This is a genomic window from Streptomyces sp. NPDC001606 (assembly GCF_053596835.1).
The window spans coordinates 1-26,527 of record NZ_JBSFHC010000034.1; the positions used below are offsets into that span (position 1 = coordinate 1).

26 protein-coding genes are annotated in these 26,527 nt (G+C 72.8%); 14 read left to right on the forward strand and 12 right to left on the reverse strand.

The annotated features are described in order from the left end of the window. Positions 1-266 precede the first annotated feature (266 nt). The 3 genes from ACWCV9_RS36375 to ACWCV9_RS36385 are packed head-to-tail and all read left to right on the forward strand — an operon-like array spanning position 267 to position 3,258. The gene (locus ACWCV9_RS36375; RefSeq protein WP_450793151.1) at positions 267-1,604 is read left to right on the forward strand and encodes an MDR family MFS transporter; all 1,338 of its coding nucleotides are present in this window, start codon (positions 267-269) and stop codon (positions 1,602-1,604) included. Then, on the forward strand, positions 1,601-1,864 hold the full coding sequence (locus tag ACWCV9_RS36380; protein WP_450793153.1) for a hypothetical protein: 264 nt from the start codon (positions 1,601-1,603) through the stop codon (positions 1,862-1,864). The genes ACWCV9_RS36375 and ACWCV9_RS36380 overlap by 4 nt, the downstream gene beginning before the upstream one ends. Before the next feature lie 5 nt (positions 1,865-1,869). Continuing rightward, a complete protein-coding gene (locus ACWCV9_RS36385) occupies positions 1,870-3,258 on the forward strand; it encodes a YcaO-like family protein (protein WP_450793155.1) in 1,389 nt (462 codons plus the stop codon). 11 nt (positions 3,259-3,269) lie between these two features. On the opposite strand, the gene ACWCV9_RS36390 is transcribed toward ACWCV9_RS36385, so the two are convergent. Then, positions 3,270-4,505, reverse strand: coding sequence for a M6 family metalloprotease domain-containing protein (locus tag ACWCV9_RS36390; protein ID WP_450793156.1), 1,236 nt, complete (start codon positions 4,503-4,505; stop codon positions 3,270-3,272). A gap of 452 nt (positions 4,506-4,957) precedes the next feature. On the opposite strand from ACWCV9_RS36390, the gene ACWCV9_RS36395 reads away from it, so the two are divergent. After that, positions 4,958-5,605 (forward strand): TetR/AcrR family transcriptional regulator, encoded by a 648-nt coding sequence (locus tag ACWCV9_RS36395; protein WP_450793157.1) that lies wholly within the window; start codon positions 4,958-4,960, stop codon positions 5,603-5,605. A 131-nt stretch (positions 5,606-5,736) separates the two neighbouring features. Then, a complete protein-coding gene (locus tag ACWCV9_RS36400) occupies positions 5,737-7,296 on the forward strand; it encodes an MFS transporter (protein ID WP_450793159.1) in 1,560 nt (519 codons plus the stop codon). Positions 7,297-7,318: 22 nt separating this feature from the next. On the opposite strand, the gene ACWCV9_RS36405 is transcribed toward ACWCV9_RS36400, so the two are convergent. Then, entirely contained in the window at positions 7,319-7,828 is a 510-nt protein-coding gene (locus ACWCV9_RS36405; RefSeq protein ID WP_450793160.1) for a MarR family winged helix-turn-helix transcriptional regulator, read from the reverse strand. Positions 7,829-7,923: 95 nt separating this feature from the next. On the opposite strand from ACWCV9_RS36405, the gene ACWCV9_RS36410 reads away from it, so the two are divergent. Beyond that, positions 7,924-8,712: a dioxygenase family protein gene (locus ACWCV9_RS36410; RefSeq protein WP_450793162.1), complete on the forward strand. Its 789-nt coding sequence runs from the start codon at positions 7,924-7,926 to the stop codon at positions 8,710-8,712. A 25-nt stretch (positions 8,713-8,737) separates the two neighbouring features. Here ACWCV9_RS36410 and ACWCV9_RS36415 read toward each other — a convergent pair whose 3' ends face one another. After that, complete coding sequence (locus ACWCV9_RS36415; RefSeq protein ID WP_450793164.1) at positions 8,738-9,256, reverse strand: N-acetyltransferase family protein; 519 nt, start codon at positions 9,254-9,256, stop codon at positions 8,738-8,740. Positions 9,257-9,450: 194 nt separating this feature from the next. On the opposite strand from ACWCV9_RS36415, the gene ACWCV9_RS36420 reads away from it, so the two are divergent. Then, positions 9,451-10,449: a sigma-70 family RNA polymerase sigma factor gene (locus ACWCV9_RS36420; protein WP_450793166.1), complete on the forward strand. Its 999-nt coding sequence runs from the start codon at positions 9,451-9,453 to the stop codon at positions 10,447-10,449. Between the two features lie 548 nt (positions 10,450-10,997). After that, the gene (locus ACWCV9_RS36425; protein ID WP_450793168.1) at positions 10,998-11,720 is read left to right on the forward strand and encodes a TetR/AcrR family transcriptional regulator; all 723 of its coding nucleotides are present in this window, start codon (positions 10,998-11,000) and stop codon (positions 11,718-11,720) included. A 45-nt stretch (positions 11,721-11,765) separates the two neighbouring features. On the opposite strand, the gene ACWCV9_RS36430 is transcribed toward ACWCV9_RS36425, so the two are convergent. After that, the gene (locus ACWCV9_RS36430) at positions 11,766-12,737 is read right to left on the reverse strand and encodes a helix-turn-helix transcriptional regulator (RefSeq protein ID WP_450793169.1); all 972 of its coding nucleotides are present in this window, start codon (positions 12,735-12,737) and stop codon (positions 11,766-11,768) included. Positions 12,738-12,800: 63 nt separating this feature from the next. Between ACWCV9_RS36430 and ACWCV9_RS36435 the strand changes: the two genes are divergently transcribed. The 5 genes from ACWCV9_RS36435 to ACWCV9_RS36455 all read left to right on the forward strand — a co-directional run bounded on the left by ACWCV9_RS36435 (position 12,801) and on the right by ACWCV9_RS36455 (position 18,888). Further along, positions 12,801-14,303 (forward strand): MFS transporter, encoded by a 1,503-nt coding sequence (locus ACWCV9_RS36435; RefSeq protein ID WP_450793171.1) that lies wholly within the window; start codon positions 12,801-12,803, stop codon positions 14,301-14,303. Positions 14,304-14,501: 198 nt separating this feature from the next. After that, positions 14,502-15,263, forward strand: a complete 762-nt coding sequence (locus ACWCV9_RS36440; RefSeq protein ID WP_385845060.1) for a DeoR/GlpR family DNA-binding transcription regulator — start codon at positions 14,502-14,504, stop codon at positions 15,261-15,263. Then, the gene (pfkB, locus tag ACWCV9_RS36445) at positions 15,260-16,207 is read left to right on the forward strand and encodes a 1-phosphofructokinase (RefSeq protein ID WP_450793173.1); all 948 of its coding nucleotides are present in this window, start codon (positions 15,260-15,262) and stop codon (positions 16,205-16,207) included. The genes ACWCV9_RS36440 and pfkB overlap by 4 nt, the downstream gene beginning before the upstream one ends. 200 nt (positions 16,208-16,407) lie before the next feature. Beyond that, positions 16,408-18,525 (forward strand): PTS fructose transporter subunit IIABC, encoded by a 2,118-nt coding sequence (locus ACWCV9_RS36450; protein ID WP_450793175.1) that lies wholly within the window; start codon positions 16,408-16,410, stop codon positions 18,523-18,525. Positions 18,526-18,636: 111 nt separating this feature from the next. Beyond that, a complete protein-coding gene (locus ACWCV9_RS36455) occupies positions 18,637-18,888 on the forward strand; it encodes a hypothetical protein (RefSeq protein ID WP_450793177.1) in 252 nt (83 codons plus the stop codon). A gap of 48 nt (positions 18,889-18,936) precedes the next feature. Here ACWCV9_RS36455 and ACWCV9_RS36460 read toward each other — a convergent pair whose 3' ends face one another. From ACWCV9_RS36460 to ACWCV9_RS36470, 3 genes are all read right to left on the reverse strand, one after another. Next, a complete protein-coding gene (locus ACWCV9_RS36460; RefSeq protein WP_450793179.1) occupies positions 18,937-19,683 on the reverse strand; it encodes a DUF6227 family protein in 747 nt (248 codons plus the stop codon). Between the two features lie 186 nt (positions 19,684-19,869). Next, a complete protein-coding gene (locus ACWCV9_RS36465; protein WP_450793180.1) occupies positions 19,870-20,895 on the reverse strand; it encodes a P1 family peptidase in 1,026 nt (341 codons plus the stop codon). Between the two features lie 40 nt (positions 20,896-20,935). After that, positions 20,936-22,174, reverse strand: a complete 1,239-nt coding sequence (locus ACWCV9_RS36470) for a low temperature requirement protein A (protein WP_450793182.1) — start codon at positions 22,172-22,174, stop codon at positions 20,936-20,938. 160 nt (positions 22,175-22,334) lie between these two features. Between ACWCV9_RS36470 and ACWCV9_RS36475 the strand changes: the two genes are divergently transcribed. Then, positions 22,335-22,511 (forward strand): hypothetical protein, encoded by a 177-nt coding sequence (locus ACWCV9_RS36475; protein WP_450793184.1) that lies wholly within the window; start codon positions 22,335-22,337, stop codon positions 22,509-22,511. Positions 22,512-22,530: 19 nt separating this feature from the next. Here the strand turns inward: ACWCV9_RS36475 and mscL are convergent, their stop codons facing one another. The 5 genes from mscL to ACWCV9_RS36500 form a co-directional block, all read right to left on the reverse strand. Beyond that, complete coding sequence (gene mscL, locus ACWCV9_RS36480; RefSeq protein WP_450793185.1) at positions 22,531-23,007, reverse strand: large conductance mechanosensitive channel protein MscL; 477 nt, start codon at positions 23,005-23,007, stop codon at positions 22,531-22,533. Positions 23,008-23,160: 153 nt separating this feature from the next. Next, entirely contained in the window at positions 23,161-23,784 is a 624-nt protein-coding gene (locus ACWCV9_RS36485; RefSeq protein WP_450793187.1) for a hypothetical protein, read from the reverse strand. Between the two features lie 148 nt (positions 23,785-23,932). Then, the gene (locus ACWCV9_RS36490) at positions 23,933-24,766 is read right to left on the reverse strand and encodes an S-methyl-5'-thioadenosine phosphorylase (protein ID WP_450793189.1); all 834 of its coding nucleotides are present in this window, start codon (positions 24,764-24,766) and stop codon (positions 23,933-23,935) included. 100 nt (positions 24,767-24,866) lie between these two features. After that, complete coding sequence (locus ACWCV9_RS36495) at positions 24,867-25,160, reverse strand: FmdB family zinc ribbon protein (protein WP_450793191.1); 294 nt, start codon at positions 25,158-25,160, stop codon at positions 24,867-24,869. Positions 25,161-25,227: 67 nt separating this feature from the next. After that, positions 25,228-26,526 (reverse strand): MFS transporter, encoded by a 1,299-nt coding sequence (locus tag ACWCV9_RS36500; RefSeq protein WP_450793193.1) that lies wholly within the window; start codon positions 26,524-26,526, stop codon positions 25,228-25,230. Position 26,527: the final 1 nt, after the last annotated feature.

Here is a 26,527-nt window from a genome sequence, read left to right on the forward strand (position 1 = left end):
GACACCGCCATGGCCGACCAACTCGACACCGCCGTCGAACAACACGGCAAGGGCGACCTCGCCGCACTCCTGGCAGGCGGCGACACCTGGACGGTGCGGAACTAATCCTTTCCACTTTGAATTCCCCTGTAATGCTCCTGAAATTACCCGCCATTCCCTGTAGTTGATTGACGCATTTCTGTCGCCGCATTCATTGACGATGCGGGGTCCGGAGAAAGAGGATTTCCGGCGACCGGCTGACAGGACGCGGAATGCGGAGGGGAATTATGAGCGGTGGTCCGCGGAATCTTCCCCGCGCGTACTGGTGGATCTGGACCGGTCTGCTGATCAACTGGCTCGGCGCGTTCACCGGGCCGATCCTCGTCCTCTCCCTCACCCAGGCCCGCGGCTACTCCGTGTCCTCCGCGGGCTTCGTGGTCTCGCTGCTCGGCGCCGGGGCGATCGCGGGGTCCGCGGTCGGCGGCGTGCTCGCCGACCGGGTCGGGCGCCGCCCGACGATGTTCGCCGGGCACTGCGCCACCGCGCTGAGCATGGTCGCGCTCGGCACCGGTACCGCGCCGGCGGTCGTGAGCGCGGCCGCGTTCGGGGCGGGGTTCGGCGCCGCCGCGGTCCGGCCGGCCGCCTCCGCGTCGATCGCCGACGTGGTCGCCGCCGCCGACCGGCCGCGCGCCTTCGCCTACAACTACTGGGCCGTCAACACCGGCACCGCGGTCTCCGCCGTGCTCGCCGGCCTGCTGGTCGAGCACGGCTACACCGCGCTGTTCCTCGCCGACGCGGCGACCACCCTGCTGTGCGGCGCGCTCGTCCTGGTCAAGGTCCCCGAGACCCGCCCGGCCCGAACCCCTTCGGCGTCCACGGCGTCCACGGCGTCCCCGGCGTGCCCGGCGGGGGAGGGGCACGGCGCGGATGCGCACCCGTCGCTGCCGCTGCGCAAGGACCTCCGCTTCCTGTGCTTCGTCCTGTGCACCCTGATCTTCGCCGCCGTGTACGAGCAGCGGTCGGCGGCGCTGCCCGTCGTCGTCACCGCACACGGGCACACCCCTGGGGTCTTCGCCCTGCTGATGGCGCTGAACGCCCTGCTCATCGCGGTCTTCCAACTGCCCGTCAGCAAGCTGGCCGGCAAGGGCCCGCGCGGCCTGGTGCTGCTCGCCGGCGCCGTCCTGGCGGGCGTCGGCTTCGGCCTGACCGGCCTGGCCCGGGGCACCCTGGCGTACGCGGCCACGGTGGTCGTCTGGACGGCCGGCGAGATGCTCTTCGCGCCGATGGCGGGCGCCGTCGCCGCCGGGCTGGCCCCCGTCCACCAACGGGGCCGCTACCAGGGCGTGTACGCCGGCGCCTGGTCGGCCGCCGCCTTCGTCGGACCGGCCGGCGGCACCTGGCTGCTCGCGCACGCCGGCCCGGGTGCGCTGTGGACCGGGTGCGTGCTGGCGGGCGGCGCGGTCGGCGCCGGATGCGCCCTGCTCCTGCGCGCCGCGGACGGAACGCGGCCGCGACCCGAGAACTTCCCCGCGCGGTCCGCCGCACGGGGAGGCACCACCGAAAAAGGCACGTCAAGCACGACCGAATCCCTTACGGACAACACCGTCGAGAGGAACCCGACATGAGCCACATCGCGCCCAACACCTGCGTGTCCGCCTTCGCGCCGAACACCTGCGCCCCGGCCTTCGCGCCGAACACGTGCGCCCCGGCGTTCGCGCCCAACACCTGCGTGTCCGCCTTCGCCCCGAACACCTGCGCGCCGGCGTTCGCGCCCAACACCTGTGTCTCCGCCTTCGCCCCGAACACCTGTGCCCCGGCGTTCGCGCCCAACACCTGTGCTCCGGCGTTCGCGCCGACCAACTGCGTCCCGGCCTACGCCGCGTAAGCGGAATGCAGACCAGCGCTCCCTCGAAGCCCGGCCCGGACGGTGTCGACCGTCCGGTGCCGGGCTCCGGCCCCCGGCCGGCCCCGCTGTCCGCCTTCGTCACCGGGACGCAGACCTTCACCGGGTACGGCGGCACCCCACCCCGCCTCCACCTGGCCGTCTCCGAGCTGCGGGACGTCACCGACCGGCTGCCCTGGCACGCCGAACGGCACTCCTTCGGCACCTCCTGGACCGACCCGGAACAGGCCCGCCGCTCCGCGGAGGGCGAGGCCGTCGAACGCCACTGCGGCGCCTGCCCGCCCGCACACCCGGTGTACGGCACCCATGAGCAGCTGACCCGGCGCGGACTGCGGGCGCTCGACCCGCGCACCCTGGCGCTGCACTCCGACCGCCAGTACGCCACGCCCGGCTTCCCCTTCCAGCCCTTCCGGACCGACTCGCCCGCGCACTGGGTGGAGGGCCGCAGCGCCGTCGACGGCGAGCCCGTCCTCGTGCCCGCCTTCCTCGTGTACACCGCGTGGCCGCACATGCCGCACCCGCACCCCGAGCCGTACTACTCCTTCCCCGTGATCGGCGGCATCGCCGCGGGTCCCACCGCGGACTTCGCCCTGCTGTCCGGGCTGGAGGAGATCATCGAGCGGGACGCCGTCGCCGTGTGGTGGGCCAATGCCGTACCGCTGCCCGCGCTGCCCCCGACGGACCGGCTGCGCGCCCTCGGCGAGGGCGCCGAGGACACCTTCGAGATGCGGCTCGTCCGCGTCGACAACGAGTTCGGCCTGCCGGTCATCGCCGCCGGGGTGCGCAGCACCGCCGAGGGCTGGCTCACCTACGGCTGCGCCGCCCGCGCCGACGAGGAGGAGGCCGCGGCCAAGGCGCTCGCCGAGGCGCACACCCTCCAGATCACCTCCCGGGTGCTGGCCGACCCCGCGACCCGGATGGACACCCCGGGACGGCCGTCACCGCTCAAGCCCTGGCGGCAGGACCGCCGTTACCTGGACGACTACCGGCCGGACTGGTCGGACGTGGTCGAGCAGATCTGCCAGCAGCAGCTCCACCTCGACCCGCGCGCCGCCGCCCGCTGCGCCCCCTGGGCCTGGGACCTGCCCGAGGGCGGCTGGACCGGCCGGCCGCAGCGCCTCTCGGCGGCCGAGCTGGTGGACCGGGTCGCCGCCGCCGGCCACGACGTCGTCACCGTGGACCTCACCACCCCGGAGGCGGCCGCCGCGGGCATGCACGTCCTGCGGGTCGTCGTACCGGGCACCGTCTCCGTCGCCCCCGCCGCCTATCTGCCGCTCGGCGGCAGACGCCTCCAGGACACGGCCGTCCGCCTGGGCTGGCGAACCACCCCGCTGCCCGAGGAGCACCTCAACACCTTCCCACTGCCCCACTCCTGACGAACCGCTCCCTACTCCCGCGTCACCCGCACCCGGTAGTTGCCCTCCGCGTCGCCGCTGATCACCTGGACGGTGAGGCGATGCCGGGGGTCCCGGAAGGTCTCGCCGGGGGAGTAGGGGGCGTCGGAGAGTTCCGTGTGGACGTTCGGGCTGCGCGTGCAGCCGCCGCTCGCGGGGTGTGCGTCGTACACGGTGATCGGCCCCCGCCCGGTGTCCACGCCCGCGTCGACCTTGTAGACGAGGACCCCCGGCCGGCACACCACCTCGTCGTTGCCGCCCGGCGTCCGTACCTCCAGCGCGTAGACGCTGTGCCCGTCGACCGGCACGATCACCAGTTTCCCGCCGCCCGTCTTCCACACCGGCGTCAGCATGTAGTCCGTGCTGCCGGCCGTCACCGGGCATCCGACCTGCGCGGCGTCCAGCCACCCCAGCTTCCACTTGTGCCAGGCGAGCAGATCGTTGTCGGCCCCCCAGTCCTCGCTCATGATGTCCCAGTGCCCCACCGCGCTCCCGCCCTCCTGGGTGTACAGGTCGGGCAGCCCCAGGGTGTGGCCGTTCTCGTGCGGCAGCACCCGGAAGCCGGTGCGGGCATAGGAACCGGAACCGTCGTCCTGGCGCGAGTAGACGAACGACGCGTTGGCGATGGGCACCCCGTCGGCGACCGGCGCGTCGGCGTTCCCGGCGAAGGTCACGGACAGCACGGTGTCCAGCGCGGACGGCCCGGCGTTCGGGGTGACCAGCACGTTCAGCAGGTCGTACGCGCGGAAGTCCACCGTGGGGTCGGCGGCGGCAACGATGTCCTGGACCAGCTGCCGGTAGCCGGGGTCGAAGGGCGCGCCGCGCTCTATGCCGTACGACCGGAACGTCCTCGGCATCCGCAGCCAGCCGGTGATCGGGGTCTCCGGGCGGTAGTCGAGGCGGCCGTACGACGCCGTGCGGAACCACTCCTGGGTCTGCGGGAAGAACTCGTGGAAGCGGTCCATCGCGCTGCCCGGTCCGGGCGCGTCGGGGAAGTCGACCATCAGGGTCAGGGCGTGCACCGTGCCGGTGGAGCGGGAGTAGCCGTGCGGGGTGGGGAGCCCCTCGGTCATCTGCACCTCCGGGCCGCCGCGGATCAGGCAGGGCGAGAACGCGGAGGCGCGGGCCAGGCCGATGGGCCCGGCGGTGGTGGGCGCCGTGAGGTGTCCGGTCCCGGCCGAGGTGCTGACCGTCAGGGTCAGTGCGGTCACCACGGCGAGCGCGGCCACACGGCGCGGGCGTATACGGCTTCGCGCGCGGCCGCGGGACACCCCGGAGGGACGCGGGCGCGGCCGGCGTATCCGGCACAGGCCCCCGCGCAGCCCCCGCCCGCGCACGGCACGCGGCGAGGACAGCAGGGAAGAGAGAGGTGTACGGCGCGGTGCCGGCGGCTTCGGCTGCATGCATGGACCTCTCGCTCCACGGCAGCCGCCGGTCTCCGGCTGCACCCTTGCGATCACCCTGGGTCGAGGGGACGGGGCACGCGCGCTGGAGGAGGCCGATCGTGGGAAAGCCGGTCCGCACGGGGGTGAATCCCGGCGCACCGCGCGTGTGACGCAGGACACGCGACTTCTTCGCGGGGGCGGGAAATAACCGGGGACTGTCTCCCCGTTTACCCCTCTGTCCGAGCGAAACGGGGACTGGCTCCCCGGATCGCCCCCGTCAGTCAGAGGAGTACGCCGTGTCGACCGCCACCGCCCCCGCAGCGCGCAAGGTGCCCCGGCCCCGCGCCGACGCCCTGCGCAACCGGGAGCGGATCGTCACCGCGGCCCGGGAGATGTTCGTCGAGCACGGCCCGGACGTGCCGTTCGACGAGATCGCCCGCCGGGCCGGCGTCGGCAACGCCACGGTGTACCGCAACTTCCCCGACCGCGACGCCCTCGTCCGCGAGGTCGTCTGCTCCGTGATGGACCGTACGGCCGAGGCGGCCGAGGCGGCCCTCGCGGAGACCGGGGACGCCTTCGCCGCCCTGGAGCACTTCGTGCACACCGCCGCCGACGAGCGGATCAGCGCGCTGTGTCCGATGATCTCCAGCACCTTCGACCAGCACCATCCCGACCTGGTGGCCGCCAGCGAGCGCGTCGAACGGCTCGTGGCGCAGATCATGGAGCGGGCGGTGGCGGCCGGGCGGCTCCGGGCCGATGTGGGGGTCGGTGACCTGCTGATCGTCGTGGCCCAGCTGAGCCGGCCTCCGGCCGGCACGGACTGCGGGCGCGGCGACCGGTTCGTCCACCGTCATCTCCAGCTGTTCCTGGACGGCCTGCGAGCCCCCGCCCGTTCCGCCCTGCCGGGTGCCTCCGTGACCCTGGAGGAACTGCGCCTCCCCTGATCCGCGCCGGCTGACCACCCCCCGGCGGCCCTCCCTCCTCCCTTCACCTTCCTCCAGCCGATTTCTCGGCATTTTTCCCCTGATATCTCCCCGATCTTCTGCACGTCCCAAGTCCCGAAGTGGATACCCCCATGCCTGAAACGCCCCTCAAGGCGTCCGTCGCCACCCCGCGGACCGGCGGCGACGCCAACCGCTGGAAGGCGCTCGTCTTCATCGCGCTCGCCCAGCTGATGGTCGTCCTCGACGCGACGATCGTGAACATCGCCCTCCCCTCCGCCCAGCACGACCTCGGCATCACCGACGGCAACCGGCAGTGGGTCGTCACCGCCTACGCCCTCGCCTTCGGCGGTCTGCTGCTCTTCGGCGGCCGTATCGCCGACAAGTGGGGCCGCAAGCGCGCCTTCCTCGTCGGCCTGGCCGGCTTCGCCGCCGCCTCCGCGCTCGGCGGTGCCGCCACCACCGGCGCCATGATGTTCGGCGCCCGCGCCCTCCAGGGCGTCTTCGGCGCGCTGCTCGCCCCGGCCGCGCTGTCCCTGCTCGCCGTGATGTTCACCGACGCCAAGGAGCGGGCCAAGGCGTTCGGCATCTACGGCGCCATCGCGGGCGGCGGCGGTGCCGTCGGCCTGATCCTCGGCGGATTCCTCACCGAGTACCTGAACTGGCGCTGGACCTTCTTCGTGAACCTCCCGTTCGCCGCCGTCGCCGCGGCCGGCGCCTTCCTCGTGGTGCGCGAGCCGCAGGGCGGCCGCAACCGCTCCCCGCTCGACGTCCCCGGCGTGATCCTGTCCACGCTCGGCCTGGTCGCGCTGGTCTACGGCTTCACCCGGGCCGAGTCCGACGGCTGGGGCGACACCGTCACCGTCGCGATGTTCGTCGCGTCGGCGGTCCTGCTGGTCTCCTTCGCCGTCGTGGAGTCCCGGGTCAAGGCCCCGCTGCTGCCGCTGCGCGTGGTGACCGACCGCAACCGCGGCGGTATCTATCTCTCGCTGGGCCTCGCGATCATCGGCATGTTCGGCCTGTTCCTCTTCCTGACCTACTACCTCCAGGTCGTGAAGGGCTACTCGCCGGTCAAGACGGGCTTCGCCTTCCTGCCGATGGTGGCCGGCATGATCACCGGCTCGACGCAGATCGGCACCCGTCTGATGACCCGGGTCCCGGCCCGGCTGCTGATGGGCCCCGGCTTCCTCTCCGCCGGCCTCGGCATGCTGCTGCTGACCCAGCTGCGGATCGACTCCTCCTACGGCACCCTGCTGCTGCCCGCGATGCTGCTGCTCGGCCTCGGCATGGGTACGGCGTTCATGCCGGCCATGTCCCTGGCCACCCAGGGCGTCCAGCCCCGGGACGCCGGTGTCGCCTCCGCGATGGTCAACACCTCGCAGCAGGTGGGCGGCGCGATCGGCACCGCCCTGCTCAACACCATCGCCGCCTCCGCGACCACGTCGTACGTCAAGGGGCACATCGCCGGTGCCACCGCGAAGCCGCAGGCGGAGCTGGTGCGGCTCCAGGGCATGGTGCACGGCTACACCGCCGCGATCTGGTTCGCCGTCGGCATCCTGGGCCTCGCCGCCCTGATCGCCTTCACCTTCGTCAACGCCGGCCGCCCCGGCACCACCCCGGTGGCCTCCGGCGGCCCCGGCGAGTCCGACGAGTCCCTCGAGGACGAGGTGCCGGTCCCGGTGCTGGCCCACTGAGCCCGGGGGAGGTGACCCAGCCCTAGCGCAGCCAGGGAAGGTCCGCGCCCTCCCCGTCGGGCTGGAGGCCCTCGGCGACGATCTCCATGATCTCGCCGAGGGCCTTCTGCTGATCCGGGCTCAGCCGGTCGAACAGGGCCTGCCGCACCGCGCCCACATGGCCGGGAGCGGTGCGCCGCAACACCTCGGCGCCCTCGTCGGTGAGCACCGCGAACTGGCCGCGCTTGTCGGAGGGGCAGTCCTCGCGCCGTACCCAGCCGTTCTTCTCCAGCCGGGCGACGGCGTGCGACAGCCGGGACCGGGTGATCTTCGCCTTCATGGCCAGCTCGGTCATCCGCAGCCGCCGGCGCGGCGCCTCCGCGAGCCCGACGAGCAGGCCGTAGTAGATGTGCGGCATGCCCGCGTCGCGTTGCAGCTGCCGGTCGAGGTGGTCCTCCAGCAGGGTGGTGGCGTGCAGGTACGCGCGCCAGACGCGCTGTTCCTCGTCGGTGAGCCAGCGGTGCTGTGCGGCGGAGTCCGGTGCCGTGTTCATGGGTCCACTGTACGAAATCCCTCCTTGAAACTTAAACAAGTCGGACATATGCTCGGACCTGAAGCTTGAGACTTAAAGCAACTGGAGCCGCCGCGATGTCTGCCCCCGCCCCGCAGCGCATGCCCGCCCTCTACCTCAGCCATGGAGCCCCGCCGCTCGCCGACGACCCGGTCTGGCCCGGCCAGCTCGCCGCCTGGTCCGCCGACCTGCCCCGGCCCACGGCGATCCTCATGGTCTCCGCCCACTGGGAGGAGGCCCCGCTCGCCCTCGGCGCGGTGGAGCCCGTCCCGCTCGTCTACGACTTCTGGGGCTTCCCCGACCACTATTACCGGGTCACCTACCCCGCCCCCGGCGCCCCCGAGCTGGCCGAGTCCGTCCGCAAGCTGCTGCGCGCCCCCGGCACCCCGGTCCAGGACATCCCCGACCGCGGCCTCGACCACGGCGCCTACGTCCCCCTCGTCGAGATGTTCCCGGACGCGGACATCCCCGTGCTCCAGGTCTCCATGCCGACCCTCGACCCGGTGCGGCTGATGGAGATCGGCCGCAGGCTCGCGCCGCTGCGCGACGAGGGCGTGCTGATCGTCGGCTCCGGCTTCTTCACCCACAACCTCGCAGCCCTGCGCTACTCGGGCGGGGTGCCCCGCTGGTCGTCCGAGTTCGACGACTGGGGCCGGCGCGCCCTGGAGGCCCGCGACTGGGACGCCCTGCTGGACTTCCTGAACAAGGCCCCGGCCGGCCGCTACGCCCACCCGCGCACCGAGCACTTCGCCCCGCTCTTCGTCACCATGGGCGCGGCCGAGGTGAGCGGCGAGCTGGACACGCAGAAGTCGGTGATCGACGGCTTCTGGGGCGGCATGGCGAAGCGCTCGGTGCAGTTCGGCTGACCCGAGGGCCGGCCGCGCCTCGCCGCTACAGCTCCCGCTCGTACCAGGCCACGTCCCAGTAGCGGCCGAACTTGCGGCCGACCTCGCGGTACGTGCCCACGTGCCGGAAGCCGAACCGGGCGTGCAGCCGCTCCGAGGCCTCGTTCGGCCGGGCGATCCCGGCGTAGGCCCGGTGCACGTCCTCGCCGGCGAGCGCCGTGAACAGGGCGTCGTAGAGCAGCGTGCCGACGCCGCGCCGGCCGGCTTCCGGGGCGACGTACACCGACGTCTCCACCGAGGTCACGTACGCGGGCTTCGGCCGGTAGGGGCTCGATGTGGCGTACCCCAGAATCCGCTGTGAGTCCCGCTCGGTGGCAACCATCAGCCGGTACGGGCCGTCTTCCGGGTGGGAGAGCAGCCAGGGGCGGCGCTCTTCCGGAGTGAACGTCTCGATGTCGAATGTGATGGCCGTCTCACGTACATAGTGGTTGTAGATCGCCGTGAGGGCAGTGAGATCCCCCTCGACTCCCGGCCTGACCTGCACCTCTGTGGGCTCCGGCGTCATCCCGCCTCCTTGTGGGGCGGACAGGGTACTGCATGATCAGAAAAATCGAGGGGCGGGTTGGGAATTCTGTCCGGATTCCAGTCGTTGTTTCCCACGGATGCAGGGCACTCGGTGAGTCTCGAAGTCCCGGAGGCTGCCCCCGCCGGTGCCGAGCGTCCGCAGGACCACCCGCCCACCATCGCAAGGGAGCACGCATGGCAACCCGTGCCGTCGCCCGTCGTCAGTCCGCCACCGGCGAGACGGCCGACTCGGCAAGCAGTGTTCGCGCCCATGGCGGCGAGATCGCGGACCGCGACCTGGTCGGCATGTACCTCGACGAGATCGCGCGGACGCCGCTGCTCGACGCCGCGAAAGAGGTCGAGCTGTCCCAGACCATCGAGGCGGGTGTCTTCGCACAGCAGGTCCTCGACGGATTCGAGGAGACGGCGTCCGACGCCACCCGCGAGGAGCTGCTGGCGCTGGTCGAGGCCGGCGAGCGGGCCAAGGATGTCTTCATCCGCTCCAACCTCCGTCTGGTCGTGGCGGTGGCCCGGCGCTACCCGCGCAGCGGTCTGCCCCTGCTCGACCTGATCCAGGAGGGCAACGCCGGCCTGGTGCGCGCGGTCGAGAAGTTCGACTACCGCAAGGGCTTCAAGTTCTCGACGTACGCCACCTGGTGGATCCGGCAGGCCATCACCCGCTCCATCGCCGACCAGTCGCGCACCATCCGGCTCCCCGTGCACCTCGTGGAGGAGCTGGGCCGCATCCGGCGCGTGCAGCGCGAGTTCAACCGGGAGAACGGCCGCGACCCGGAGCCCGCGGAGATCGCCGCCGAGCTGGGCGCCACCCCGGAGCGCGTCATCGACGTCCTGGACTGGGCCCGCGACCCGGTCTCGCTGAACATGTCGGTGGACGACGAGGGCGAGACCCAGTTCGGGGACCTGCTGGAGGACACCTCGGCGGTCTCCCCCGAGCAGTCCGTCATGACCCTGCTGCGCAGCGAGGAACTGGACGACCTGATCGGCCGCCTGGACCAGCGCACGGCCTCCATCATCAAGATGCGGTACGGCATCGAGGACGGCCGCGAGCGCACCCTGACCGAGGTCGGCAAGGAGCACGGCCTGACCCGCGAGCGGATCCGCCAGATCGAGAAGCACGCCCTGCTCGAACTGAAGAAGCTGGCCCGCGACACCGGGTTCGACGCGGCGGCGTGACGGGCGCCGGGGTTCCCGGCCGGAGGGTGTGCCGAGCCTGGCGGGTGTGAGGGGCCGTGGGGCGGCGGACGTGGCGGGCGTGGCGGGCGTGCGCCCGCGGCGGCCGCGTACGCCCGGTGGCTGAAGACGGCGCAAACATGGCGTGGTCCCGTCGCTTCAAGTCCCGGGCCCGCGGGAACAACCCTTCCGGGCCCCCGAGCGGGCCCGGGCAACCGCACTCCCCACCCGCACCTGAGCCACTCGCACCCAGCCACCCACCCCCCGGCCCGGCCCATCCCCACACGCACCTGGGCCAGCCGGCCCACGCGAACCACGTCCCGACGCAATCCCCCCCCCGGCGGCGGGACCTTCCCCGAGCCGGGCCTCGGCGCCCACCCCCCCCCGGGCGCCGAGGCCCGGCTTCCGCATGGCCGGACCCCACCGGAACGGAACTTCCGCATGGCCGGACCGCACCGGAACGGAACTGGAAAGGCGGTCCACCCCGTACCTGAACCCCGGGGTGGACCGCCTGGATGGCAGATTCTGCCACACGGGCATAGCCTGCCCGGATGAGCACCACCCCCAGCCCCGCCGACCAGCCGTTTTCCCCCGCCAAGCCGGTCTCCCTCACCGAACGCCGCAAGGCCGAGACCCGGATGGAGATCGCCCGCGCGGCGGCCGCCCTCTTCGTCCGGCAGGGCCTTAGGGCCACTCGCGCCGAGGACATCGCCCACACGGCGGGCATCGCACCCCGCACCTTCTACCGCTATTTCGCCACCAAGGAGGAAGCGGTGGCCCCGCTCTACGCGGCGGGCGCCCAGCGCTGGACGGAAGCGGTCCGCACCGCCCCGGCGCACCTCGGTGTCCCCGAGGCGCTGGAACACGCCGTCCTGGAGACCCTCACGCCCGGGGTGGGCGTCTCGGCCGCCTCCTGGGAATGGGTCCGCACCCTGATCCGCCTGACCGACACCAGCCCCGCCCTGCGCAAGGTCTGGGCCGAGGTGGGTCAGGCCTCGGAAGGCGCGCTGGCGCAGACCCTCGCGGAGCGCCTGGCCGCGGGAGACAACGTTGCCTCCCCGCCGGAGCCTCCCCTCGCGACCACTCCCTCCCTCCGCTTCGCCGCTGCCGTGGCCGGCGCCGCCGTACGCGTGGCCGTGGAATCCTGGGCCGCCACCCCGGCCCCGCCCACCGGCCCCGACGGCCCCGCAGCCCTGGCCCTGGCCAACCTGCGGACGCTGCGGGACTTCCAGTGGGTCACGGAACCCGGCCCGGGTCGACCCGAAAGGCCGTAGCGGCTCCCCGCCAGCCGCCAGCCGCCAGCCGCCAGCCGCCAGCCGTCAGTCGCCCGCGCCCCCCGCCCGCAGCATCCGCTCGCCCAACTCCCGTACTTGTACGACCAGTTCGGCAGGCGATCGGACCTGGAAGTCCTCCCCCGTCATCGCCAGCCGTACCGCCAGCCACTCCACGGGGTCGCCGGTGCTGCCGCGCAGGACGCAGCCGCCGGCGCCGTCGTCCTCCGGCACCCCGAGCCAGGCCGGTACCCGCGCCGACACGCGTTCCGCCGGAGCGGTGAACCGCACCTCGAAGCCGTAGGTCTCCTGCTGCCGTTGGAGCGACCGCCGCAGGAACTCCGCCGCGCTCCCGGTCGGCAACTCCCGCTCCTCGAAGCGGACTCCGGTCGCGAACGGCTCGCTCACCCGGTCCACCCGGAAGGTGCGCCAGTCCGCGCGGTCGAGGTCGTAGGCGACCAGGTACCAGCGCCGGCCGGTCGACACCAGCCGGTGCGGCTCCGTCAGCCGCCGGGTCTCGCCGCCCTCCCGGTCGCGGTAGGCGAACCGCAGCCGCTCCCGCCCGGCCACCGTCGAGGCCATCACGGTCAGCGTCTCCGGCGCGATGCTCGCACCGTCACCGCTGGTCAGCGGGGTCGTCGCGGCCTGGAGTGTGGAGACCCGGTGGCGCAGCCGGGCGGGCAGCACCTGCTCCAGCTTGGCCAGGGCCCGTACCGAGGCCTCGTCCACGCCCGCCACCGCATGCCCGGCACCGGCCCGCAGCCCCACCGCGATCGCCACCGCCTCCTCGTCGTCCAGTACGAGCGGCGGCATCGCCTTGCCCGCGACCAGCCGGTACCCGCCGTCCGCGCCCTTCGTGGCCTGCACCGGGTAACCCAGTTCCCGGAGCCGTTCGATGTCCCGCCGCACGGTCCGCCGGGACACCCGCAGCCGGTCGGCCAGCTCCCCGCCGGGCCACTCACGGGGAGTCTGGAGCAGCGAGAGGAGCTGAAGCAGCCGCGCAGGAGTGTCGGTCGTCATGCCGACGAGCATGCCGCATAAATAGGTCACGATCTGGCCTAGTGGGGACGTAGCTTTACGGACATGAGCCACGTCCCCTCGCCCTCCCCCTCTCCCGACCGAACCCGATGGCTGGCCCTGGCCATCGTCATGACCGCAGCCTTCATGGACCTGGTGGACGTGACGATCGTCAACATCGCCATCCCCTCCATCGAGCGAACCGCCCACGCCTCGGTCGGTCAGATCCAGTGGATAACCGCCGGCTACGCCCTCGCCTTCGCCGCGGGCCTGATCACCGGCGGCCGCCTCGGCGACATCCACGGCCGGCGCCGGCTCTTCCTCATCGGCGTCGGCGGCTTCACCCTCGCCTCCGCGCTGTGCGGCTTCGCGGTGAACCCGGAGATGCTGGTCGCCGCCCGCCTCCTCCAGGGCGGCATGGCGGCGATGATGGTGCCGCAGGTGCTGTCGATCGTGCACGCGACCTTCCCGGCCCATGAACGCGGCAAGGTGTTCGGCCTGTTCGGCGCGGTCGTCGGCCTGGGCGCGGTCTCCGGGCCGCTGCTCGGCGCGCTGCTGACGCAGTGGAACCTGTTCGGCCTGCACTGGCGCCCCATCTTCCTCATCAACCTGCCCGTCGGCATCCTCGCCTGGGCGCTGGGCCGCCGCTTCATCACCGAGTCGAAGGCGCCCAGGGCGCTGAAGCTGGACCTCGTCGGGGTCGCCCTGGTCTCGCTGGGCCTGTTGATGCTGCTCTACCCGCTCACCCGCGGTCGCGAGCTGGGCTGGCCGCTGTGGGGCTACGGCTTGATGGCCGGCGCGTTCGTCGTCTTCGCGGCGCTGGTGGTGTACGAGCGGCGCAAGGCGGCCCGCGACGGCTCCCCGCTCGTCGAACTCTCCCTGTTCCGCGTGAAGAGCTTCGCCGCCGGTATCGCCGTACAGACCGTCTTCGGTGTCGCGCTCGGCATCTTCTTCCTGGTGTGGACGCTGTACATGCAGATCGGCCTGGGCTGGAGCCCGCTGCACGCCGGGCTGACCGGGGTGCCGTTCTCGCTCGCGGTGTCCGTCGCGGCCGGGCTGTCCGTGCAGCAGCTGGTCCCGCGCTTCGGCCGCAAGGTCCTCCAGGCGGGGGCGCTGCTCATGGTGGTGGGCCTCCTCCTCTACATCGCCGCGTCGCACCGCTACGGCCTCGCCATCGCCTCCTGGCAGATGGCCCTCCCGCTGGTCGTGATGGGCGCCGGGATGGGTCTCATCGTCGCCCCGCTGACCGACGCGGTGCTCTCGGAAGTGCCGCGGGAGCACGCCGGTTCGGCGTCGGGCCTGATCAACACGGTGCAGCAGATGGGCAACGCGCTCGGGCTCGGCCTCGTCTCGGTGGTGTTCTTCGGCGAGATCGGCGACCAGCTCGCCCCGACCCAGGTCCGCCCGGCCTTCGTGCACGCCTTCGAGCACGCGCTGTGGTGGGTCGCCGGGATCATGGCCGCGATCCTGCTGCTGATGTCCGCGCTGCCGAAGCGCCCGTCCCAGCATGTGGAAGGAGCGGAAGCGGACCTTCCGGCCCCGGAGCGGGAGCCGGCACTGCTGCCCTGATCAGGCACGGAAGGAGGGGCCGGGGCGCCATGCGCACCCGGCCCCGACGTCTGTCCACGCCCATCCATGCCCGTTCATGCCTGATCCAGGCCCGAACCTGTTTACTTCCCGGAAATCCGGGCGTAGTCTCCGAGTGAAACCACACGTTCGGACATGATCCGGAAGTGCTCGGACAGGAAGCAGGCGGAGGCGACCGGCATGTACGCACCGGAACGGCAGCAGGAGATCCTCCGGATCGCCCGTGACGGCGGCCGCGTGGACGTGCTGTCGCTGGCCGAGGAGTTCCAGGTCACCGCGGAGACCATCCGCCGGGACCTGAAGGCCCTCGACCGCGCCGGCCTCGTCCGCCGGGTGCACGGCGGCGCCATCCCGGTCGGCCGCCTCGACTTCGAGCCCGACCTCGCCGAGCGCGAGTCCACCGCCGCCGACGAGAAGGACCGCATCGCCAAGGCGGCCGTCGCCGAACTGCCCACCGAGGGCACGGTGATCCTCGACGCCGGTACGACGGTGGCACGCGTCGCCGCCGCGATCCCGCTGGAGGCCTCCCTCACCGTCGTCACGCACAGCCTGCCCATCGCCGCCCGCCTCGCCGACCACCCGGGCATCCAGCTCCACCTGGTCGGCGGCCGGGTCCGGCATCGCACGCGCGCCGCCGTGGACGCCTGGGCGCTCCGCGCGTACGGCGAGATCCGCGCCGACGTCCTCCTCGTGGCGGCCAACGGCTACTCCGCCGAGCACGGCCTCACCACCCCCGACCTCGCGGAGGCGGCGGTCAAACGGGCCGCGGTCGCCGCCGCCCGCCGGGTGGTCCTCCTCGCCGACTCCTCCAAGCACGGCCAGGAGCACTTCGCCCGCTTCGGCGACCTGAGCGATGTGGACCTGCTGATCACCGACAGCGGGCTGAGCCCCGAAGACACCGCCGCCATCGAGCGCGGCGGCACGGAAGTAGTGCGCGCATGATCCTCACCGTCACCCCCAACCCCTCCCTCGACCGCACCTACGAGGTCCCCTCCCTGGAGCGCGGCGAGGTCATCCGCGCCACCGGCGAGCGCATGGACCCCGGCGGCAAGGGCGTGAACGTCTCGCGCGCCGTCGCGGCCGCCGGACGGCGCACGGTCGCCGTGCTGCCCCTGGGCGGCGCGCCGGGGGCGCTCGTGGCCGAACTGCTCGACGCGCAGGGCATCGAGGTCGCCCCGGTCCCGGTCGTCGGCGCCACCCGCTCCAACATCGCGCTCGCGGAGTCCGACGGGGTGCTCACCAAGATCAACGCGCCGGGCCCGGAACTGTCCGAGGCGGAACAGGAACTCCTCCTGGACACCGTCCGCGTCCACTCCCGCGACGCCGACTGGATCGCCTGCTGCGGCAGCCTGCCCCGGGGGCTCGCGCCCTCCTGGTACGCCGATGTGGTCACGCGAGCGCACGCCGGTGGTGCGCGCATCGCCCTGGACACCTCGGGTCGTGCCCTGCTGGAGGCGCTGCGCGCGCGGCCCGATGTGGTGAAGCCCAACGCCGAGGAGCTGGCGGAAGCCGTCGGGCGCCCCCTGGCCACCGTGGGCGACGCGCTCAAGGCGGCCGAGGAGGTGCGCGCGATGGGCGCACACGCCGTACTCGCGAGCCTGGGCGCCGACGGCCAGCTCCTCGTGGAGGACACCGGCGCCTGGTTCGGCAGCGCCCGCGTGGACGCCGTCCGCAGCAATGTGGGCGCCGGCGACTCCTCCCTCGCCGGCTTCCTCGTCGCCGGCGGCACCGGCCCGGAAGCGCTCGCCTCCGCCGTCGCCCACGGCGCCGCCGCCGTCGGGCTCCCCGGCAGCGTCATGCCGACCCCCGCCGACCTCGACCCGTCCGCGGTCACCGTCACGGCCGACATCCCCCTCGACCGCGCCCTGACGGAGCCGGTGTCATGACCCCCCGCAACGGTCACCCGACAGAGCCGGTGATGACTCGGCGCACCCCGCCGGCGGCGACCGCTCCGCTCGCCTGGTCGTGGCGGTACTCCCCGTTACCCGCCACCGCCACCCGTTCCGCCCCACCTCCCCGCAGCACCCCCGTCCCCACCTTCCGCCCACCTCTCCCCACGGGCGATACGCGTGCATAGGAGCCCGCGATGAGCGACATGATCACCGCGGACCTGGTCGATCTCGACCTGTCCGCCGATACCAAGGAAGCGGCGGCGCGCGCCCTCGCCGAGCGCATGGTGGCCCAGGGCCGGGTGACCGACCTGGAGGGCTTCCTCGCCGACGTGGCCGCCCGTGAGGCCCAGATGCCGACCGGGCTCGACGGCGGCATCGGCATCCCGCACTGCCGCAGCGCCCACGCCACCGAGCCGACCCTTGCCTTCGGCCGCAGCGCCGCCGGCATCGACTTCGGCGCGCCCGACGGCCCCGCCGACCTGATCTTCCTGATCGCCGCCCCCGCCGGCGCCGACGACGCCCACCTGACGATCCTGTCCTCCCTGGCCCGCCAGCTGATGAACGCCGAATTCACCTCGGCGCTGCGGGCGGTGTCCGACCCGCAGACGGCGGCGGCACTGATCCGGGGCGACGAGCAGCCGTCGCCGGCGCAGAGCGCGCCGGAGGAGGGCGGGTCCGCGCAGGGCGAACCCGCGCAGGGCGAACCCGCTCAGGGCGCCGTGAGCGGTGCCCCCGAAGACACCGCTGCGGCGTCGGCGGCGGCCTCCGCCGACGCCGCGGCGGGCCAGACGGCCGCCGAGAACCGCCCCTTCCGCATCGTCGCCGTCACCTCCTGCCCGACCGGTATCGCCCACACCTACATGGCGGCCGAGTCCCTGGAGAACGCGAGCCGTGAGGCCGGGATCGAACTCTTCGTGGAGACCCAGGGCTCGGCCGGCTTCACCCGGCTGCACCCGGAGGTGATCGCCGCGGCGGACGGCGTGATCTTCGCGCATGACGTCCCCGTCCGCGACAAGGACCGCTTCGCCGGCAAGGCGACCGTCGACGTCGGGGTGAAGGCGGCCATCAACCGTCCCGCCGAACTCATCGCCGAGGTCCGCGAGAAGGCGGCGCGCGGCGAGGCGAGCGCCCCGGCGGCCGCGTCCGGCGGCACCCCGGTCGAGCGCGGCGGCGACTCCACCGAGGGCTACGGCAGCAAGCTCCGCAAGTGGCTCATGTCCGGCGTGAGCTACATGGTCCCGTTCGTCGCCGCGGGCGGCCTCCTCATCGCCCTCGGCTTCGCGATCGGCGGCTACAAGATCAACAAGGCCCCCTCGGTGATGGACCACTTCCTGTGGACCCAGGCCGACAGCTGGGGCGCCCTGCTGTTCCAGATCGGCGTCGTGGCCTTCGGCTTCCTCGTCCCGGTCCTGGCCGGCTACATCGCCTACGGCATGGCCGACCGCCCCGGACTCGTCCCCGGCTTCGTGGGCGGCGCGATCTCACTGACCATCAACGCCGGCTTCCTCGGCGGCCTCGCGGCCGGTCTCATCGCCGGCGGCGTGGTCCTCGCCATCCAGCGGGTGCCGATCCCGGCGGCGTTGCGCGGCATCATGCCGGTGGTGGTGATACCGCTGATCTCCTCGGCGCTCGTCGGGTTCCTGATGTTCGTCGTGATCGGCAAGCCCATCGCCAGCGCCCAGAAGGGGCTCACCGACTGGCTGAGCGGCCTCACCGGCACCAACGCCGTCCTCCTCGGCGCCCTGCTCGGCCTGATGATGTGCTTCGACCTGGGCGGCCCGGTCAACAAGGTCGCCTACACCTTCGCCACCGCGGGCATCGCCGTCGCCAACCCCAGTGACTCCGCGATGAAGATCATGGCCGCGGTGATGGCGGCCGGCATGGTCCCGCCGCTGGCGATGGCCCTGGCCACCACCGTGCGCGGCAAGCTCTTCACCCAGACCGAGCGCGAGAACGGCAAGGCCGCCTGGGTGCTGGGCGCCTCCTTCATCTCCGAGGGCGCGATCCCGTTCGCCGCGGGCGACCCGCTGCGGGTCATCCCGTCCGCCATGGTGGGCGGTGCGATCACCGGCGCGCTGTCGATGGCCTTCGGCGCCACCCTGCGCGCCCCGCACGGCGGCATCTTCGTGGTCCCGCTGATCGGCAACCCGTTCCTCTACCTGATCGCCATCGCCGCCGGCGTCTGCGCCACCACGGCCCTGGTGATCCTTCTGAAGGGGATGCGCAAGCCGGCCCCGGGATCCCCGGCCGCCGACCCCGCGTCCGGTCCGTCCACCGCGTCGAAGGAGTCCAAGCAGCCGGTGGCCGCCTGACCCCGCGCACTGCGTCTTGTCCCTTTGATGCGCTGTGAGTTGTTCACGGCACCTGCGAGATACATCACGGTCCGGGGCCAAAGTCCCGGACCGTGATGTGTACTGGGGTTCATGCCTGCGCACGCCTCGACTCTTCTGCTGTTCGGCGTGACCGTCCTCGCTGTGACGGCCGTCGTCTGGGCCGTCGTGCTGACGCGGCTGGTGCGCCGCGCCGGCCACCGGGCCGCCGCCCGGCGCGTCACCCCGCCGCTTCCGGCGCTGCCCCGGCAGAGGCCGGTCGGCCCGCCGCTGGAGTCCGTCGAACTGACCCCCGCGGAACAGGCCGCCTTCGCAGGCCTGATACGCCGACTCGCAGGCGGCTGACCCCACCCGCACCCCGCGTACGCGGGAACGCGCCGGGCCGCCGCCGCGCTACCCCTGCCGCGCCGCGCGCCGTTCCATCGCGTCCCTGGCCGCGTCCTCCGACATATAGACCTCGCACATGTGCCGGCCGTCCGGCGTCGCCGTGTGCTCGACCTCCCAGAGGGAGACCACGCTGCCGTCCGGCAGCAGGAACGCGTGCTCGTACAGCGCGTAGCTCAGCCCGGCCCGCCCGGCGCGCCCCGGGCGCCCGAACGCCTGCGTGATCTCGTGGGCCGTCGCCGTGGCCAGCAGCGCCGCCGTCTCCGCGCCCGGGCGGTCGGCGTTCTCCGCCCGGCGCAGGAGCCGGCGCGCGTGGTCCGGCGAGTCGTCCGCGGCGAACATGTGCCGGGGCTCGGGAATCGCCCACAGCAGCATCAGCTCGGGCAGCTCCAGCTCGGGGGAGTCCGGCGGCAGTCCGAGCCGCGCCGCGGCCGTCTGCACCTCCTCCTCGTCCACATACACCTCGTGCTCGGGGGCGCCGCCCGGCACGGTGTTGTGCACCAGCTCCCACAGCGTGACCGCCGAGCCGTCGGCGAGCAGCCAGGTGTGCCGGTACGTCTCCCGGTGCAGCCCCGCGCTGTGGTGCGCCGAGTGCAGGGAACTGTCGTGCGCCAGCGCGCAGTCGAGCTGCCCCAGCACCTCGTCGGGCAACTCGAACGAGTTCAGGGCACGGCCGAGGAGTCGCGCGAGATGCTCCTCAGGAGACTCGGGCGACTCGGCTGGTTCGTACGCTGCCGTCTCGTACGGAACGCTCAAGGCTTCTCCCGGCGTTGCTGCATGTCACCTTGTGGGTGCATACCGTAGCCCCTCGGTCGGACATCGTGTCCGGGATCCGAGAAAACGTGCGCCGGTAAAACGCGCCGGCCGCGCCGAATGTTCCCGTGCGAGCCGACGCGGACTCAAAATCCGCCGCCCAGACGGTACTTCCCATCATTACTCCCGCTACGGCCGTCCGTACAACTCCTCGTACGACGGCCACCCGCCCCCCGCCCCCGCAACCGACTCCGCCGCGCGGACGGCCCGTACGATCGCGCGCGTCACCAGATCCGCCCCCGCGGCGAGGACGTCGTTGAGCGCGAGGGGGTGCGCGTCCAGCGGGCGAGCACCGGTCGCCAGGGCGAACACCGTGTCCCCGTCGTGCAGCAGATGCACCGGCCGCACGGCGCGCGCGATGCCGTCGTGCGCCGTCCCCGCCAGCTTCTGCGCCTGCGCCTTCGTCAGGTCCGCGTCCGTCGCGACCACCGCGAGCGTCGTGTTGAGCGGCGGCGGGGCGTTCTCGGCCGCGGCCTCGTCGAGGCGCCGGCACGCGGCCTCGTGCACGCTTTCCTCCGGATACCTCACCCGCCCCTGCCCCAACTCCCCGTACAGCGCCCCCGTCTCCGGGTCCACCACCGACCCTGCCGCGTTCACGACCACCAGGGCGCCCACGGTGACCCCCGAAGCGAGCACCGCGCTCGCCGTGCCCACCCCGCCCTTGAGCCGCCCCGCCACGGCGCCCGTGCCGGCCCCGACACACCCCTCGGGCACCCGGCCGCCCGGCTCCTCGGCCGCTGCCGCCTCCACGGCCGCACGGCCCGTCGCCGCGGACGGCCGCGCCCGGAAGTCGCCCCCGCGGCCCAGGTCGAAGACGCACGCGGCGGGCACCACCGGCACCACATGCGCCGGGTCCGCCCCCACCCGCACGCCGCGCCCCCGCTCCTCCAGCCAGGCCATCACACCGGAAGCGGCGTCCAGCCCGTACGCGCTGCCCCCGGTCAGGACCACGGCGTCGACCTTCTGCACCACGTTGCGCGGGTCGAGCGCGTCGGTCTCCTTGGTGCCGGGGCCGCCCCCGCGGACGTCCACCGCGGCGACCGCGCCCCCCTCCGGAGCGAGCACGACCGTGGTGCCGGTGAGCCAGCCGTCCCCGCGGTGCGTGGCATGCCCCACGCGTACGCCGGCGACGTCCGTCAATGCGTCAGCTGTCATGCGTGCCAGTCTGGCCCAGCGCCGGCCGCCGCCGAAGGGTTCAGCCGGCCGGGGCAGTGGCCTCCGGCGTGCGCTCCCGGCTCGCCATCCGTGCCGTCAGCGTCACCCCGGTCGCGACCGCGGCCGAGCACACGAGCCCGGCCGCGAGCACCGCCCAGCCCCCGAGGAAGGTGCAGCAGATCACCAGCAGAGCCGTCACCGGCAGCACCATCTGCTGGGCGATGCCGACCTTGAAGTGCCGTGCGTGCAGCGCCCAGACGGAGAGCAGATACAGCGCCGTGGGGAGGGTCACGGCCGCCGAGGCGGACAGCGTGGAGATGTGGGTCTTCCCGACCGCCTGTTCCACGGCCACCTCCAGGCCCGCGCCGATCGTCGCGGCCGAGGCGAAGATCAGATAGTGGCCGTAGCCCCACAGGAACGCCTGTCTGTTGGAGCGCAGATGACCGTGGATGGGCACCACGAAGTAGATCCACCACGCCGAGAACACGATCAGCAGTCCGCCCGCCGCGATCGGCAGCAGCTCGCCCAGCGCCTCGTGCTCGTCCACGGCCGACTTCACCGCGACCGTGGCCGCGGCGATCGTCTCCCCGATCACGATGATGGTGAACAGGCCGTAGCGCTCGGCGATGTGATGCGGATGCCAGGCGGTCTGGTAGTCCCGCTCGGCGTACAGCGGCACGCACAGCTCGGCGATCACCATCACGAGGAACACCCAGGACCGGGCGGGTCCGGGCAGCAGCACCAGCCCGAGCCAGCCGACCAGGCACAGCAGCACACCGCCCGCGTACCGGAGCGCCATGGTTCGCTCCGGGCCGGTGGCCGATCTCGCGGCTCTCAGCCACTGTGCCGCCATCGCCAGCCGCATGATCAGATAGCCGAGCCACACCACCAGGTAGTCATGCTGCTGGAAGGCCCGGGAGACACCGGCGGCCAGCACCAGAACGCCGGCGATCTGCACCAGTGTGACGGCCCGGTACAGCGCGTCGTCGTTGTCGTACGCCGAGGCGAACCAGGTGAAGTTCATCCAGGCCCACCAGATGGCGAAGAACAGCATCGCGTAGCTGAGGATCCCGCTGCCCGCGTGCCCTTCGCCGACGGCGTGCACCAGCTGGGTGCCCGCCTGGGCGATCGCCACCACGAAGCACAGGTCGAAGAAGAGCTCCAGCGGAGAGGAGACCCGGTGCGATTCATGCCGTCCGCGCGCGGTGAGGCGGCGCAGAGGTCCGGACGGCCGGGGCGCGCCCGAGGGGGCAGGCGCCTGAGCGGAACTGGACGTCATGTTTCCCAGGACAGCAGAAAACCGGCCGAATATCTTGTGAACGGATTCACAAGAGCTCGGGGGATCCGCGGCCGGGACGAACCGCATGTCCGGGGCCGCTTCCGGTGCCGGTGCCGGGCATGGGGCCGGGGCGCCGGGGCCGGGGCCGTACCCTGGGGGCATGAGCACTGCCCCCGAGCCCGCGCCGCGCGCCCCGAAGCCCGCGCTGGTCTTCGACGACCCGCTGGACCAGCAGTCCTCGGACGACACCGACCGGGGGTGGGGCGAGCGCACGCCCGGCGACAGCGCCGCCGACCTGAAGCGCTTCCTCGACGAGAAGCCGCCCCACCACATCTGAGCCGACCGGAGTGGCGCCGCTAGGACGCGTCGTGCCCGGATCCGCGCTGTGCCACCAGCGCGTCGCGGATCTCCTTGAGCACCTCCAGCTCGGTCACCTCGAGGACCTCCTTCGTGCCCTCCCGCGCAGCCCGCTGCGCCGCCTGCCGGGCCAGGTACTTCGACATCGGCAGGACCATCAGGAAGTACACCACCGCCGCGGTGATCACGAAGGTGAGCGTCGCACCGGCGACACTGCCCCACAGGATCGGCACACCGCTCTTGACGGTGCCGTCGGCGGTCACCGAGCAGGGGTCCTTCAGACAGAGGCTGTAGTGATCCAGGTTCTGTGTGCCGATCGCCCCCACCAGGGGGTTGATGATCCCCTTCACCACCGAGTTGACGATGTTGGTGAAGGCCGCGCCGATGACCACCGCGACTGCAAGATCGACGACGTTGCCGCGCATCAGGAAGGCCTTGAAGCCCTGCCAGACGCTCGGTTCCTTCTTCGCGCTCACCTCGGGGACTCTCCTCGTATGCACAGGGTGTGGAACGTATGGGTGTGGAACCAAACGCTCCGCAACCTACGGCACCGTGAGCCCGTTCTGTCCAATTCCTTAGCTCGATCGAGCGACTTGACAGCGAGTCGTCGGCAGGGCGAGCGGTCCGGCTCAGCACAGCGTCACCGCCAGGCGGGCCGTGGCGCTCGCACCGACCAGCTGGGCCGCCGCGGCCCGCGGCACCGACAGCACCACCAGCGCACCGCTCTCGGCCGCGCCCTCCGGCGGCGCAGGCACCTTCGTCACCCGCACCCCGCGCGCGAGCACACGGGCGTCACCCCCGGCCGACGGGTCCTGCGCCGCGATGACGTCGACCCGGTCACCGGGCCGGAGCAGCCGGACGGTGGCGGCGTCGGCGATCCGCACCGGCGCCGTCACCAGATCCACCGCGCCGGGCCGCGGCACCGGTTCCCCGGCCGGGTGCCCGCGGGCCCGCTGGGTGAGGTGTGGTTCCGCCGGGGAGCGCGGCCCGGAGACGATCAGCGCGGCCGCCGTCACCGCGAGGACGGCCGCGACGACCCGCCCGCGGTGCCGGACGAGCCGTTGCAGCCGGTACCGCCCGCCGCGCACCCGCACCGGCGCGAACTGCGGCACCTCACAGGTCGCCGGGGCGTCCGTACCGAGCGGCCGCGGAAGCCGTAGCGGAGAGGCCGCGGGATGCGGGGCGGAGCGAGCGGGGGAAGGCGGGAACGGGCCCGCGGACGAGAGGGGTGAAGGGGACGAGGGGAGGGGCATGGCAGTCACCGCCGGCGACGAAGGGATCGGCTTGCCATGCCACGATGAGGCCTCGCGCCGGATCTCGCCGGAGCCGGTGGACCATCAGCCGATTGTGGAAAACCCGCCCACCCGAACGGGACATTCCGCCGCCCCCGGCCCCGGGCAGCTACGGCAGCTCAAACCCCGGATCCATGCCACCGAGCGCGTTCCCGCACAGGCAGTCCCGCGCCCCGGTCTCCGGCAGCGCCGCGACCGCGTCGAACAGCACGCCCCGCAACCGGTCCACGTTGGCGGCGAACACCCGCAGCACTTCCTCGTGGGAGACGCCCTCCCCGCTCTCGGCGCCCGCGTCGAGGTCGGTGACCAGGGTCATCGAGGTGTAGCAGAGTTCCAGTTCCCGGGCGAGAGCCGCCTCGGGATGCCCCGTCATGCCCACGACCGACCAGCCCTGGGCCCGGTGCCACAACGATTCGGCACGGGTGGAGAACCGCGGCCCCTCCACCACGACCAGCGTGCCGCCGTCCACCGGCTCCCAGTCCCGGCCACGAGCCGCCTTCAGCGCGGCGGCCCGACCGGTGGGGCAGTAGGGGTCGGCCATCGAGACGTGCACCACGTTCGGCACGGTCCCGTCGGGCCGCGGCAGCCCGTCGAAGTACGACTGGACGCGGGTCTTCGTCCGGTCCACGAACTGGTCCGGCACGAGCAGGGTGCCCGGGCCGTACTCGGGTTGCAGCCCGCCCACCGCGCACGGGCCGAGCACCTGCCGGACGCCGACGGAGCGCAGCGCCCAGAGGTTGGCGCGGTAGTTGATGCGGTGCGGCGGCAGGTGGTGGCCGCGGCCGTGCCGGGGCAGGAAGGCGACGCGCCGGCCCGCGATCTCGCCGAGGAAGAGGGAGTCGCTGGGCGGCCCGTAAGGGGTGTCCACCTGGACCTCGGTCACGTCGTCGAGGAACGAGTAGAAGCCCGAACCGCCGATTACGCCGATCTCTGCGTTCGCCATGACCAGCACCCTAGCTCGCCCCGAAACCCATGGGGAGGCGGATTGGGGGAGCGCCGAAGACCCTGCCGTCGTACGACGGCAGGGTCCGGATGGAGAGGTCTCAGGCGGCGGAGCTGCTCGTGGAGGACGTCGTGGACGACGACGAGGTCGAGGACGACTTCGTGTCGGACGACGACGAGCTGGACGACTTCGACGCCGGGCTGCTGCTCGACGTGGAGCCGCGGGAGTCGTTGCGGTAGAAGCCGGAGCCCTTGAAGACAATGCCGACCGCGGAGAACACCTTCTTCAGGCGGCCATTGCAGCTGGGGCAGTCGGTCAGGGCGTCATCGGTGAACTTCTGCACCGCCTCAAGGCCCTCGCCGCACTCGGTGCACTGGTACTGGTAGGTCGGCACTGTCTTCCTCCTGGCACTCTCACTCGATGAGTGCTAACGACGATCCATAGTGACGTATTCCGGGGTTTCAGTCCACCGTCACCGGCACGCGGTGACCGACGCCACGTGCGACGGTGCGGTTCCGCGCTTGCGCGACCAGCCGCGAACGGAGCGCCAGCAGCGTCGCCAGTGCGACCAGGGTGCCGGCCATGGGCACCAGGAAGCCCGCGCCGCCCCACAGCCGGTCCTCCAGCTGTCCGGCGACGGTGACGGCCGCCGCCTGGCCGAGCGCGACCGCGCCGGTCAGCCAGGTGAAGGCCTCGGTGCGGGCACCGGCCGGGACCAGGCCCTCGACCAGCGTGTAGCCCGTGATCAGCGACGGCGCGATGCACATGCCGACCAGCAGGCCGAGCGCGGCGAGCAGCAGCACGGAGTGCGCCGTCCACAGCGCTGACGCCGCCACGGCGAGTGCCGTGTAGCCGACGACCAGGCGCTGCTGCGGGGCGGCCTTCCAGGCGATCGCGCCGCAGACGATGCCGGACAGCATGTTGCCGGCCGCGAAGACGCCGTACAGGACACCGTTCAGGCCGGGCTCGCCGATCGACTCGGTGAACGCGGCCAGCGACACCTGCATGCCGCCGAAGACGGAGCCGATGCCCAGGAAGGTCACGACCAGCACGCGCACGCCCGGCACGCGCAGGGCGGAGGCGTGCTTCACGCGCGCGTGGCCGCTCTCCGCGGTCACCGGCGGCTGCGTGCTCTTCTGCGCGGCGAACAGCAGACCGCCGACGAGGGTCAGCGCGGCCTCCGTGACCAGGCCCGCCGAGGGCGTCACCGCGGTGCACAGGGCGGTCGCCAGCAGGGGGCCGAAGACGAAGGTCAGCTCGTCCGTGACCGACTCGAACGCGGCCGCCGTGGTCATCAGGGGCGAGCCCTGGAGCTTCACGCCCCAGCGGGCCCGCACCATCGGGCCGACCTGCGGCACCGAGGCGCCGGTGGGGACGGCCGCGAGGAACAGCGCCCACAGGGGCGCGTGTGCCAGAGCGAGCGCCGTCAGGGACAGGCCCGACACCGTGTGGATCAGGACACCGGGGACCAGGACGGCGCGCTGGCCGTAGCGGTCGGCGAGACGGCCGCTGTAGGGCGCGAACAGCGCCATGGAGACGCCGGTGGCGGCCGCGGCGGCGCCCGCCGCGCCGTACGAGCCGGTGGTGTGCTGCACCAGCAGCACGATGGAGATGGTGAGCATCGCGAACGGCTGTCGCGCAGCGAAACCCGGCAGCAGGAACGTCCAGGCGCCGCGGGTGCGCAGCAGCTGGCCGTATCCGGGGCGGGACGATGCCGACGGGGTCTCCGCCGAATCGGTGGTGGTGACCGTGGATGCCACG